This window comes from Desulfosporosinus sp. FKB (assembly GCF_002196705.1).
GTDB lineage: Bacteria > Bacillota > Desulfitobacteriia > Desulfitobacteriales > Desulfitobacteriaceae > Desulfosporosinus.
Map to the genome: position 1 here is coordinate 1 of NZ_NADJ01000026.1, position 12,206 is coordinate 12,206.

The window sequence follows — 12,206 nt, forward strand, 5'->3', positions numbered from 1 at the left end:
TAATGTCCTTGACGACACGGATGATCTGAGTCTTTTGCGAGACACTCTGATTGAACAAAGGCGTGAGTGCAAAGCAGATAAGTAAAGAAAGCACAATGCAGATTACTCCAAGCACCGTGCGGTTTTTTAGAAAGCCCATAGGGTGTTCCTCCTTAAGTTAAAAAGTAGGCTGCCAGGCAGCCGAGGGAAAGAAATGGCGCGAGAGGATATGACTTTTGAGCAGTCCTCCCGCGCAGTTTTTGGATTATTGTATTACCTGTATGGAATACCAGCAGGGCGGTTAAGCCTATGACCGTTGCGGTTATGCTTTTGCTGAAGCCCAGTACCAGCCCCGCAGCCGCCATGAGCTTGATATCCCCGCCCTCCATACCGCCAAAAAGCAGTGCGGCTATTAAAAAGAACACGGCGGTGAAAATTCCGCCCAGCTTCACCGGTTCAAAGGTGAGCAGTCCGGTCAGAGTGATCCCAAAGCAGATTCTGTCGGGGATGATTTTCTTTCGTATATCAAAGACCGAGGCCGACAAGAGCAGTGCTGCAAATAAGCCGCCCTGTACAAGCGGAGCCAGCTGTACCAAAGCGTCCGGATCAGTTCCCATAATTGAACAGTACCAAAGCGTCCGGATCAGTTCCCATAATTGAACATATCGACTATGCGCTGCTTCAGTGTCGGCAGAACAGTTTCGCCGAACAGGGCGTAGAGACCGCCGAGGACGAGGGCGCCGATGACGACTGACATCAGGATTTTGATGGCGGTATCTACAAAGCCTTCTCCGCGCTGGGAGAGGAGAAGGGTCTGAGCCATAACCGCTTTTTCCATGATCTTAGCGTTTACCTTGTTTACGAATTTTTTCATTGTGATTTACCTCCATTTTTTATTGGCAATTTTTAATTTAAATACCGCCCATACGTAAGGAGCCGCTTTGCTCCGGCACTTCTTCCGAAACGGGCGGATCTGCCGCAACACTTTGCTCAAGGGGTTTTTTCCCCGGTTTATCTTCCCGCCTTCTTTGCTGCTTCTTATAGGTAAAGGCGGGCGGAATGCCTTCCAGGTCTTTGCACCGCTTGACCCTGTATCTTTCCGTGTCATTTTTGTAAAGGTAATACCAGTCCTCGTCGAAGCTGTATACTCCCGCCACACCTGTGGCCAATCCGTCCCTGTAAATAAGCTGATACTTAAAAAGAGGGCTGGGATCGCACACGACTCTGATCAGATCCAGTTCCAACTCTACTACTTTCGTGTTTACCACCTCCGTATATGCAGCAAAAAACACCGGTGGTTTAGGCCGGTGTTAAACTGCGGATTAAAAAACAGCCTTTCGGCTGCAGCTGTTGGGGTTACATATTCATCTCCGGTTCTTGGTACAGCCCCTGCTCCTGCGGCTGGAAGGATACCTCCTTAAACCCGAAGCGATCTACATAGTGAAAGGTGCTGCCGGATGCATCATATAACTCGATAACATCGGACATAGAGAGGCTATGCCCCTCATAACCGGACGGGTGGTCGAGATTGAATTTGGCGAAGAGCGCCTCCAGATCGTTGGTGTCCGCCTCGCCGTCGTAAACCACCCGGTAATTGTCCGGGTCAGGCTCTCCGAAATTCTCCAGTAGCTCGTCGTATCCGATGAATTTCATCATGGGATCAACATCGGGTCTGAGCAGCCAGACACGGCAGCTCTTTAGGATTTGCGTATTGCCCTCCGGGTCTATCCTGCCTTTCGCCAGCCGTGCGAACACGCCGTCTTTCCATTCCACGTCTAAACCCTGTTTTTCTATAAGATAGGACTTTAGCTCGTCGGTCTGGAACAGCAGATCGACAATGGCTTTGCCCTTTTCAACATAGCCTGCCGTGTTGCCGTAGTAAAGGATGCGGTTGTTTTTAATCTGAATACTGTTCATGGAACCTCCTTTCCCGGCGTTAAGATTGCCGCATTACTCGAAGTAGAAGGTGACGGAATAAGTGATGTTGCTCTTGTTGTACATGCAGTCATGGTTGGTATAGTAGTAGAACTCCAGCTGACTGTAGATTCCCGGCGACAGGGTGCGGCTGAAGGTGATGCCGTTGGTCGTCGGCGAGTAGTCCAGCTGATCCCACTGCCCGGTCAAAATGTTGTAACCGCGCACACGCCCGAAATCCTGACCGCTGTGTCCGGAAACGGGAGGCACCGTGAAGGTGTAGCTAGTAATTGTCGCCCCCGCGATGCCTTGCTCCAAAATTACGGATTCAGGGCCGGTTAGCGTCATGCCGCCGCCTCTATCTGGATCAGACACAAAGAACACAATGGCAGCCCAGGGCGATTCAGCTCCGGTGGAATCCACGGCTTTTACGCGTACCACATTTTTCCCCAGCGGATAATTGGTACTGGTCTGTGCCGGACGCCCTTCCCATACATAGGTGATGGCGTCGCCGTCAGGATCGGCGCTGGAGGCGGTGATTGTGATCGGTACGCCGGGTGCGACGCTGTTGCCGTCCGGAGTACGGGTGATCACCGGTGTTGTGGGAGCTGAGTTGTTTACTGTGAAGCTTATATCTGTCCAGTCGGAATACAGTCCCCATGCGTCCTTTGCCCGAACCTTCACGGTATGGGTTCCCACAGCATAGTAGCTGTCAGCAGTGTTGCCGGAATATTCCAAGCTTACTGCGTCGCCGTCAGGATCGGCGGCGTAAGCTGAGAGGTTAACCAGAAGCTTTCCGTCTTTTGCGGTTCGGGTGACCGACGCGCCGCCAGTCGGCTTGTTCGGCGCGTTATTGGTGACGGTGATGTTCTGAGAATAGCTGAATGTTCTGCCTGCGCTGTCGGTCGTACCGGCAGTCAGGGTATAGCTGCCGGTGGCGTTGATGGTGATGCTGCCGCCGCTGTTTGAGAGACTTCCGCTGTAGCTTGCCGGGGTGCCTCCCTTGGTCAGCAACCAGGTGAGGCTTCTGCCCTCCAGTCCGAATGTGGCCGGCAGGGTTACGCTGAAGCTAGAGCCGATATGCACGGAGGACGGAACGATGAACGGGAAGCTCGCAATTGGCTTGACGGTCGCTGTGTTGGACGTAAAGGTGAATTTCCTGCGGTTTGTGTCCGTAGCTTCAGCAATCAGCTTTACCGCAATGGTTTTATCCGTGCTGATGGTAAGACTGCCGCCGCTTGCTCCGACTGAGCCTGCCGCGTATTGGGTGTAGGGCTTTGCTTCGCCGCCATCCACAGAGATGAGCCAGTTGACGTTCGCTCCATCAAGCTCCGCACCTAAGGCGGTAACGGCAATTGGGTCACCGCTGTAGATAAGCGGCGGGACGCCGATGCTCATGGTCGGGATAGGAGATATTGTGAAGCTCCGGCTCTTAGTAAAGGTGCGGCCGGTTGGGTCCGTCAGCATGAGAGTCAGTTCATACTGTCCTTTTGAGGGGAAGGTAATTGTGCCACCCGCTTTAGCTAGGTTTCCGGCGGCATAGGCTGAATAGGGCTTTATCTCACCTCTGCCCTGACAGATCGTCCAGTCCGCCGTGAGGTTCTCCAAATCCGTTCCGCTGACGCCGATCGTTCCGGCTTCGCCAGCGTACCATGGCTCTGGGATAATGAGCGAAACGGACGGAATGGGATAGACTGTGAAATTTCGGCTTTCGGTGAAAGCACGGCCGTTGGTATCCGTCATCGTGAGGATCAGCTGGTACTGTCCTTTCGACGGGAAGGTGATTAAACCGCCATCCTTGGCCAGAGCACCGAAAGTATAATCAGAGTAAGGCTTCTCATCGTCATCCCCTTGCTTGATTGTCCAGCCCGCTGTAAGGTTCTCCAGATCCGTACCGCTGACGCCGACCGTTCCGGCTTCCCCGGCATGCCAGGTCTGCGGGAGGCTCAGTGACATCGATGGGATAGGATAGACCGTGAGGTTTCTGCTTTGAACAAAGGTGCGGCCGGTGGGGTCCGTCATGGTAAGAGTCAGCTCATACTGTCCCTTTGTCGGAAAGGTCAGGCTGCCGCCCTCTTTTGTGAGCGTACCGGATGCGTAATTGTAATACGGTTCGGCACCGCCGTCATCTTTCACGACTGTCCAGTCCGCGGTAAGGTTCGCCAAATCCGTACCGCTGACGCTGACTGTACCGACTTCACCAGCATACCAGACCAGAGGCGCGCTGAGTGAAATCGACGGGATCGGATAGAGCGAAGTGGATGCGCTGTAAGAGAACGCTCTGCCCAGCGCATCTGTCATGGAGGCGGTGAGGGTATAATCTCCGACCTGCGTAAAGCGTATTTTCCCGCCGTAGGCGTTCAGGCTTCCCTCCATGACATCCGAAGGTTCAACCTGCTCGCCGTCCTTGGTGATTGTCCACTCCACCGGCAGCACGTTATTGTTGCCGCGTGTTCTCAGGTCGATGGTGCGATCAGTGTGAGTCGCTTCGGGAAGCTCAAAGGAAATGCCTAACACCGGCAGGACTTCGATCCTGCCGCCGTTCTCGAATAAAAATACCCGGCCGGTTTCATCAGTAATGCGCGCGATCAGTTCATAGGTCCCGGCATGCTTGAAGCGGATGGAGCCGCCGCTGTTATCAAGCGTCCCGTCGACATACGTCCCAAAATCCTGGAATCCGAGGCCGTTCTCCAACAGCCACTCAACCTTCAGGCCGCCCAGCTCGGAGGTTTCCGGAACCACGCTGACAGTGGTATCGGTGTGAGCGGTTTCCGGCAAGGTATACGAGATACTGGGGACGGGATACGTCTTGACCGGCGCGGTATAGCTGTAGGTTCTGCCGGCCGGATCGGTGAAGGCGGCTTTCAGAACATACTCACCCTTGTCTGTAAAACGGATAAAGCCGCCGTCGTTGGTCAGCTCGCGCTGAACCGCGTCGACAAGGTCAACAGCTTTTCCGTCCCTTGTCAGCGACCACTCGATTGCGGCATCGCCGAGATTCTCAAAGCATGTTTCCACATGGACCGTTTCGTCGGTGTGGGTGATCTCCGGCGCATAAAAGCCGATGGAGCCTACAGGGTATACGGTGACCGTATCAGAAGCTTTAAAGGTTCTGCCGGTTTCATCGGTGAGCGTCCCGGTAAGCATATATACTCCCTTGTCCTTGAAACGGACCGTGCCGCCGTCGTTGGTCAGTACACCGTCAACCGCATCCGCAATGGCAGCCGCCTCGCCGTTTTTGGTAAGACTCCAATTGACTGTCAGTCCGTCAGCCTCCGTCAGCACAGTTGAGACGTCGAAAGATGTATCCGTATGGGAGGCAGACGGGGGGTCAAAGGAAATTCCGGCAACCGGATAGACCTTGGTGCTTTCGCTGTGGGTGAATACGCGGCCGGTATTGTCTGTTATGGACGCTGTGAGTGTATATTCACCCTTATTCCTGAACACAAAGGTACCGCCTTCATTTCCGAGCGTTCCCTCCAGAATGTCGGTCGTCTGAACGGTTTCTCCGTCCTTCGTTGCCGTCCACACAATGTCGTGGCCGTAGAGCTTTTCCAACGGAAAAGTAAACGTGATTGATTTGTCCGTATGGGTTGTTTCCGGCAGGTCAAAGCTCAGTTCGATAACCGGATGCACCGTAATTTGCTTAGACAGCACGGTTTCTTTTCCTCTGGCGTTTTTCGCCGTGGCGGTCAGAGTATATTGTCCGTCCGCCTTGAACTGGATTGTGCCTCCCTCCAGACCGAGGGTTCCGCTGATTGCGTCCGCCAGCTCTACGGGCTTCTGAGAGCCGTCCATAGCAGTTCTGGTCAGTGACCAGGTGTAGCTTTTCATATACTTCCATACAGGCATAACCTGGATTTCGCTGTCGGTGTGAGCGGTTTCGGGAAACTCAAAACTTATCTGAGCATTAGGATAATATGTGTGGCCCCCCGAGCCTCCGGAACCGCCGCTCGGATTGCCCTGCGTTGGCGTGGGAGTCGGTGTAGGAGTTGGGGTTGGCTGACCTTCAACCGGATTCGTCGGTGTGGGCACTGGCTGCTTCGTGGGTTCAGGCACAGGGCTCGGCGTCGGTGCGCCCGGAGTCTGTGACGGATTTGTCGGCGTTGGTACGGACGGTTCCGGCTTGGTCTTGTCGTTCAGATTTTCGGCTTCGCCCTTGGTCACCGGATCGTTGGGGTGGATTTTATTATCATCCGTGTCCCCGATGATTCCGTCCTCGCGGCCGATGATGACATATCCTTTGTCATCATCCTTGATATCCAGCTGATCCTGATACCCGCTGTGCCCCTGAGTGTTTTCGGCTTCCTCGTTTTTCCCCTCCGCTCTTACGAGCATCTTGATGATTTCGGCACGGGTGATGGGATCATCAGGATGGAAACCGTCAGGGTAATCGGCGGGGTTAATGATTCCGGCGTCTATCAGCGCCTCGATGTATTTCTCCGACCAGTGACCATCTATGTCGGGGAAGCTGGGCGGGTCTTTTTCCGCGTTTGTGATGTCAAGCGAAAGATCCCGCGACAGAATCGCGGCGTACTCACCGCGGGTGATGATATCGTCCTGCCCGACAAAGCTCTCCGGATGCAGGCGGTATGCCGTATAGATGCCGCCGCATATCAGAAGAAGCAGAGCAAGGGCAATGATGGCGATGTGCTTTCCTTTCTGTTTCATGGGTTTTCAGTCCTTTCTCTAAATTTTGATAACAAAAAACCGGAATCATTAATTGACTCCGGTCTCAATTCTCTATTGGTTTCATAGCTTCAACTCCATGCCGCCCGGCTCCTGCTGCTCCTTTAAGAGTGCTTCCAGGGCTTCCGGCGACGGATGAATGAGCTTTCCTTCAATCATCTCAAAAACGCAGAAGTCATCCCTGTCGCAAATCATCATCCTGTGTTGGTAGTCCTTCTGCATCTCGATATAGTCCTGTACCTCCTTGGTACTGCACAGCCATACGCCGGAGGTGTATCTTCCGTCCGTCAAAAAGCAATAGCCGCTGTACTTTGGCTCGTGGCTTTTCAAATCCAACGCGTCAGCCGGACGGATCTGTGAGAGCTGAAGCCGAGCATGGTCAGATAGGATTTCCGGCTTCGCGATCCCAAGCACATCACTTCGGTTCCAGCGAACCTGCTCTCCGTTTGCAAGGGAGACTGTAAAGACGGATCGCCCGATAGGATTGCTATTGCTTCCGTTTCCTCCAGTGCAGTAGTACAGCTGATGCTTTGCGTTCTGGTTTTCTCCCTGCAAGGAGGAAGGTCGGAGCAAAATGACCCTACCGCTGATGGGCATGTCATATCCAGTTTGCTGGCAGTCCTCCTGTGTGAATAAATCTTTCTCAGTCAAGGCGAATCGGCCCCTTTCGTTTTTCGATTATGTCCAGCAGTTTTGCGGCTATGGATATCAATGTTTCCTCCGGCATATCGCGGATGGCAGCGCGAACGAATGCTTCCACCGCCTCCGGCGACTGATCGCCGATCTCAATCAGATCAATCTTTTTTGCCGTGATGATACCCTTCTGGATTCCGAGTCGCACAATATCTCCATGCTCCATTTCGGTGGCAGCACGAAGTGCCTTCGGAATCAGTACGCGTCCCTTGTCATCCAGGATTTTATAAATGGGCTTTGCTTTCATACGAAGTATCCCTCCTTTCTCATAACCTCCCGAACCGTGTCGGGATGAATTCCAAGCTGACCAAATAGCTCGCGGAGCTCGTCTGGCAGATTGTCTAAGATATCCGATTCTTTAAAGACGATGATTCCTGGTGCGCAGATGATTTCCAGGTCGCTGCCCTCCGGTATCTCCGCTGCTTCCAGCAGAGTGTTGGGCAGAGTCAAGTCGATTTCTTCATCGTCCTTCTGCCATCCGGCTAGGGGCAAAGCAGCTTCCACTCCATGAGGTGTGACGACAAGCTGAGGATACAGGCTTTCCGTCTCTTTCTGATTCACAATGAGAGTGACACGCACCTCGTCGCCAAACTTCAGTCCTGCGCTGACGAGCTGCTCCGCAGGAAGAGTGATGAAGCCATGTTCATCCAAGATGGCCCGCATTTCAAACAGTTTCATATCGATGTACCTCCTATAGATTTGATTTGTTATTCCATGCCGTATGATCCGGCGTGATCAAAGAGCCCCAGCTGAGACGGCATGTCCCTCAGCCTTTCGCTGGTATCGTAATTTGAGATTAGAACTTCAGCGTATTCGCAGCCGTTGTCGTAGCGCTGAGCAAGGTTATTGATACGGCTGACCGCTTCAATGTTGAAGTCTTTATATAGCTCCCGAATGAATTCGCAGTCGTTGTAGCTGACCAGCCATTTCCCCTGGCATGATGCAAGAGTATCCCGCAAACGGTAGTGATCCTCTTTTCTGAACACCACCTTGTAGTGTCCCTCCGTCTGATAATATGGCGGGTCACAGTAGATAAAGGCGTTTTCACGGTCATACTGCTTGATCAGGGCTTCAAAGTCCTTGTTCTCAATGACCGTATCCTTAAGCCTCCGGCTGCCCTGCCAGAGAAGGTGAAAGGTTTTACGAATGTCGAAGGGCTGGCAGCCATAGCTGGTGCATCCGCTTCCGTAGCTTAAGCGTATAAGACGGTAAAAGGCAGCGGCACGTTTGACCTCATTAATCTGTGCGTTTTCAAGAAGGATCGCTTTGATTTCTTCAAACTGCGGTTCCGAAAGATACCGCTCAGCGATCTCCAGTTCCTCCTGAAGATACTCGTTTGTGAATTCCTCCTTCTCCAGATATTTTTTAAGGACATTGAATTCATCCCGTCCGTTCAACGGGAAGAAGTTCAATTCCTTGAGAAGGGCGAAGGGCCTGTCGCGGACACAGCGGAACAGATTTGCCAAGTCTGAATTGAAATCGTTGTAGACCTCCATAGCGGCATCCGGAGGCCGTCCGAACAGCACCCAGCCTCCGCCGCCAAAGACCTCAATGTACCGTCCGAATTCCTTCGGCATACGCTGATAGATCAAATCCCGCAGAGCCTTTTTGCCGCCAACCCAGCTGATGATGCTGTTCATTTTCATCACCTGCCTTTGCTCGGACGGCTGAATTTATCAACGTCGGTTCTCAGACAGGAGCCGTCAGGACTCCAGCAAATAAAGCCGACGCCAGGATAGGAACATCCTATACAACAGTTTGGATCTTTGGGCGGAGGTAAGGAATACTTAATCGGCGGATCGGTTACTCCCGCAACTGTTTTTTCTTCTGGTGTTACATCATAGTTCATAGTTCAGCTCCTTTCTCGGAAAAACAAAAAAGGCGCTGCCATTTTGTAAGACAGCGCCTTCCCGTTCTTTTATTAAGTTGTATAACTCACAGCAATCTGCTGCAACAAAAAAGCGCCCTTCAGCTTCATTAGAAACCTAAGAGCGCTATTTGTCCGTTCACTTTTTCATTCATCCCATCACCTGACCTCCGTATCCAAGGTCGGGTGAGCTGTTTTTCATCTCCTGCTCGAGCTTTAAGGAATAGTTTTCATGATTCCATAAGCTGACGTAGATCTCGCCGTCAGGAGTTTTAATCGAACGCTGTTCCAGACCTTCGCCGTAGCCGTCACTGTTCTGTCCAGTCACAAAGTCAAGAAGTTCAGCGGTTTCCTCTCCTGAGAGGGACTCCTTCAGTCCAGCGCTCATGACTCCCCACAGCTCACCGTCGACGATTTCAACTGACGGGTACATGCTATACACCTTTTTATTGAGAGCTTCGTCGTGGATGTATTCGGCAAGTCCTCGGTCGTTTTCGAAGAACCGATTCTCCTTGGCTATGGCGGCAAGAATTTGATCCTCATACGCCACCGCTTCTCTGGGTGAGATATCCTCCTCCCGCTCATCTTCCGAGCAGTCGTACTGAGGATAGCTGAAAATCTTCAGAGGGAAAAAGATACGAATTGTTTCATTTGCCATTTTGACTTCCTCCATTCGTTTTAGTATGAGTCCCTAAAAAAGGGCATAAAAAAAGCGGGGGTATCTTCGTTAGAAAATACTCCCGCAAATTTTCAGGAATCAGTTATATTCAATTAAATAAATTAGAATTTGTAGCTTCACATTGTTGATATAAACTGCGACAAAAACAATGCTTATATTGTACGGCTATAAAGAAGATGAGGTATGTCTTTGTTTTTATAACGTCTAATAAACTGCTTCTTTATACACATGCCAAGTCTTTCAGCCACTTTTCTTGAAGCCGTATTCTCCGGTCGAATTTGCGCCGTAATTTCATCTAGATGCAAAATATTAAAAGCATAATCAACACAAGCAGAAGCGGCTTCAAAGGCATACCCATTTCCCCAATATGATTTTTGATAAATATAGCCAACTCCGACATAGTTTTCATCATCTACTTGTTCAGAAATTAACCCGGTGACTCCAATTAACTTATCAGACGCTTTTTCTATTACTGCCCAGTAACTATAACCGTCCCTATTATATCTCATAATATTTTCGTCAATCCACTGCACTACTTCCTCATCAGAAAAGGCATGTTCCCAAGCATACATGACATGAATGTCCTGCAAAATTGAGCAGACAGAACTATAATCATCTGTTTGTATTTTCCGCATGTACAAACGTGGTGTTCGCAAAATAACCATGTCAAAATTTCTCCTGCCAAATATATTTGATCTACCTTTTGCACGAATTATGAACATTGATAAATTCCTGTTTGTTTATATGTTCTATATTTATCATTTTATTGCCCAACCATGAGAAATTCAAGCATGGACTCTGAAATACCGAATGTCATCTATGAAACGCCCCAAAAAACAGGGTCAAAAATCGCAGTTTTTTGCCTCAATTTTTACCCATTTTTTGCACAAAAACCACTACATATAGTGGTTGACCTGCCTCATTTGCCCTTAGAACCACTATTCGTCATCATTATTATACACTCAACGTGCACCGTCCACGGAAACATATCCACCGGCTGCACCTCAGCCACCTGATATCCCCCGCTCTGCAATATCCCCAGATCCCGTGCCAACGTCCCCGGGTCACAGGAGACATAGATGATCTGCTTCGGCTGCAATTCCAATAATCGCTCCAACACGCTCTTGTGCGCCCCGGCCCGAGGCGGATCGAGGACTACAATATCCGGTTGGTCGGTGATTTTCCGGAAGGTATCCTCCACTTTTCCAACAATGAACTCCACATTATCAATCTGGTTATGCTTAGCATTTTCCTTAGCATCTTCCACAGCGCAGGGGTTTTCTTCAATTCCCCAGACCTTTTTAGCTTTTGCCGCTAAAGCCAGAGTAATAGTCCCAATTCCGCAGTAAAGATCCCAAACCACTTTCTCATCTGAAAGCTCTGCCCAATCCAACACCGTTTGATAAAGTCTGCGGGTCTGAGCAGGATTGACTTGAAGGAAGGCCAGGGGAGAGATCTTGAACTTAGCTTCCAACACGCTCTCGGTAAAATCCCCTTGACCAGCGATACGCACCGGTTCTCCTGAACCGGTGATACCCCAGACCCAGCGGAGTCCTAAGGCTGTATCTTCAGGTCCTGGCACCTTTCCTTCTTTGTTCTGCTCGGGCCATACCTCAGACCTTTGTGCATCCGGCAGAAAACTATCCCTCAGAGAAACATTTTCCATGGAATCCAGAATCAGCATTCCTTCTCCTTGAGAATTTTCCCTCAAGGTAAGCGAGGTCAGCCGGGAAAGGGATTTCTCATTCTGTTTGCTCAGAAGTTTTTCCACTTCTCCTACCCAACGATTCATTCTTTCACTGATCAAAAGGCAGTCGCTAAACCGAACCGTCGCTTTGCTTTTCTCCTGATAGTAACCAATGCTGCCCGTCTCTCCGCAATGGAGACGGGCTTTGTTGCGGTAGCGCCACGGATGATCCATACCAATAGTTGGATGAATTTTAACGTTATCCATTTGTATTTTACCGATTCTGGCAAGAGCATCAGCCACCCACTGTCTCTTCCAGACTAAAGTCTGCTCATCCTTAAGGTGCTGCAGTTGGCAGCCGCCGCAAACAGAAAAAACGCTGCAAGGCGGGTCGACCCGGTCTTCAGATTTTTTCATAATCCTAAGCAGTTTTCCTCGCTGCCAGTTTTTCTTCGTTTCTACAATCTGGACCTGGCCTATTTCCCCGGGCAGCAAGCCAGGTACAAAGGTAGCTTTGCCCTCATAATATCCCACGGCCATTCCGTCTGAGGAAAGACGCAGACATTCCAAATTAATAACGCCGATGGCATTGATTTTCCCTTTAACCGGATACTTTGATTTCACCTTTCTTCCTCCCCAATATATTCCAGTTCATTGTAATTCAGGTATCCATACTTTCCAATAGCTTTCCCTCTGCA

General features: G+C 50.7%; 13 protein-coding genes and 1 pseudogene. All 14 read right to left on the minus strand.

The window, feature by feature from the left end:
• Positions 1 to 139, minus strand: a pseudogene (locus B5Y67_RS25835) (pilus assembly protein CpaB); the annotation flags it as partial.
• A 13-nt stretch (positions 140 to 152) separates the two neighbouring features.
• Positions 153 to 596 (minus strand): A24 family peptidase, encoded by a 444-nt coding sequence (locus B5Y67_RS07630; RefSeq protein ID WP_088225861.1) that lies wholly within the window; start codon positions 594 to 596, stop codon positions 153 to 155.
• A gap of 26 nt (positions 597 to 622) precedes the next feature.
• Positions 623 to 853, minus strand: a complete 231-nt coding sequence (locus B5Y67_RS07635; RefSeq protein ID WP_088187896.1) for a DUF6133 family protein — start codon at positions 851 to 853, stop codon at positions 623 to 625.
• 37 nt (positions 854 to 890) lie between these two features.
• Positions 891 to 1,247 carry a hypothetical protein gene (locus B5Y67_RS07640; protein WP_242975898.1) on the minus strand — a complete coding sequence of 119 codons (357 nt, stop codon included), beginning with the start codon at positions 1,245 to 1,247 and terminating at the stop codon, positions 891 to 893.
• 88 nt (positions 1,248 to 1,335) lie between these two features.
• The gene (locus B5Y67_RS07645; RefSeq protein WP_088225863.1) at positions 1,336 to 1,896 is read right to left on the minus strand and encodes a YodL domain-containing protein; all 561 of its coding nucleotides are present in this window, start codon (positions 1,894 to 1,896) and stop codon (positions 1,336 to 1,338) included.
• A gap of 33 nt (positions 1,897 to 1,929) precedes the next feature.
• On the minus strand, positions 1,930 to 6,564 hold the full coding sequence (locus B5Y67_RS07650) for an S-layer homology domain-containing protein (RefSeq protein WP_088225864.1): 4,635 nt from the start codon (positions 6,562 to 6,564) through the stop codon (positions 1,930 to 1,932).
• An 81-nt stretch (positions 6,565 to 6,645) separates the two neighbouring features.
• Positions 6,646 to 7,233: a hypothetical protein gene (locus B5Y67_RS07655; protein WP_088225865.1), complete on the minus strand. Its 588-nt coding sequence runs from the start codon at positions 7,231 to 7,233 to the stop codon at positions 6,646 to 6,648.
• Complete coding sequence (locus tag B5Y67_RS07660) at positions 7,226 to 7,522, minus strand: AbrB family transcriptional regulator (protein ID WP_088225866.1); 297 nt, start codon at positions 7,520 to 7,522, stop codon at positions 7,226 to 7,228. Before B5Y67_RS07660 ends, B5Y67_RS07655 begins: the two co-directional genes overlap by 8 nt.
• On the minus strand, positions 7,519 to 7,953 hold the full coding sequence (locus B5Y67_RS07665; protein WP_088225867.1) for a hypothetical protein: 435 nt from the start codon (positions 7,951 to 7,953) through the stop codon (positions 7,519 to 7,521). Before B5Y67_RS07665 ends, B5Y67_RS07660 begins: the two co-directional genes overlap by 4 nt.
• A 29-nt stretch (positions 7,954 to 7,982) precedes the next feature.
• Positions 7,983 to 8,915, minus strand: coding sequence for a DNA adenine methylase (locus B5Y67_RS07670; RefSeq protein WP_088225973.1), 933 nt, complete (start codon positions 8,913 to 8,915; stop codon positions 7,983 to 7,985).
• A gap of 5 nt (positions 8,916 to 8,920) precedes the next feature.
• Entirely contained in the window at positions 8,921 to 9,124 is a 204-nt protein-coding gene (locus B5Y67_RS07675; RefSeq protein WP_088225868.1) for a hypothetical protein, read from the minus strand.
• Positions 9,125 to 9,293: 169 nt separating this feature from the next.
• Positions 9,294 to 9,800, minus strand: a complete 507-nt coding sequence (locus B5Y67_RS07680) for a hypothetical protein (RefSeq protein ID WP_088225869.1) — start codon at positions 9,798 to 9,800, stop codon at positions 9,294 to 9,296.
• Positions 9,801 to 9,973: 173 nt separating this feature from the next.
• Positions 9,974 to 10,486, minus strand: coding sequence for a GNAT family N-acetyltransferase (locus B5Y67_RS07685; RefSeq protein ID WP_088225870.1), 513 nt, complete (start codon positions 10,484 to 10,486; stop codon positions 9,974 to 9,976).
• Between the two features lie 254 nt (positions 10,487 to 10,740).
• Positions 10,741 to 12,132, minus strand: coding sequence for a 23S rRNA (uracil(1939)-C(5))-methyltransferase RlmD (gene rlmD / locus B5Y67_RS07690; protein WP_088225871.1), 1,392 nt, complete (start codon positions 12,130 to 12,132; stop codon positions 10,741 to 10,743).
• Positions 12,133 to 12,206: the final 74 nt, after the last annotated feature.

Coding starts and splice junctions, on each gene's coding strand:
- B5Y67_RS07660 (WP_088225866.1), bottom strand. CDS start 7,522: ATGAAAGCAAAGCCCATTTATAAAATCCTGGATGACAAGGGACGCGTA.
- B5Y67_RS07680 (WP_088225869.1), bottom strand. CDS start 9,800: ATGGCAAATGAAACAATTCGTATCTTTTTCCCTCTGAAGATTTTCAGC.
- B5Y67_RS07665 (WP_088225867.1), bottom strand. CDS start 7,953: ATGAAACTGTTTGAAATGCGGGCCATCTTGGATGAACATGGCTTCATC.
- B5Y67_RS07650 (WP_088225864.1), bottom strand. CDS start 6,564: ATGAAACAGAAAGGAAAGCACATCGCCATCATTGCCCTTGCTCTGCTT.
- B5Y67_RS07635 (WP_088187896.1), bottom strand. CDS start 853: ATGAAAAAATTCGTAAACAAGGTAAACGCTAAGATCATGGAAAAAGCG.
- B5Y67_RS07675 (WP_088225868.1), bottom strand. CDS start 9,124: ATGAACTATGATGTAACACCAGAAGAAAAAACAGTTGCGGGAGTAACC.
- B5Y67_RS07645 (WP_088225863.1), bottom strand. CDS start 1,896: ATGAACAGTATTCAGATTAAAAACAACCGCATCCTTTACTACGGCAAC.
- B5Y67_RS07670 (WP_088225973.1), bottom strand. CDS start 8,915: ATGAACAGCATCATCAGCTGGGTTGGCGGCAAAAAGGCTCTGCGGGAT.
- B5Y67_RS07630 (WP_088225861.1), bottom strand. CDS start 596: ATGGGAACTGATCCGGACGCTTTGGTACAGCTGGCTCCGCTTGTACAG.
- B5Y67_RS07685 (WP_088225870.1), bottom strand. CDS start 10,486: ATGGTTATTTTGCGAACACCACGTTTGTACATGCGGAAAATACAAACA.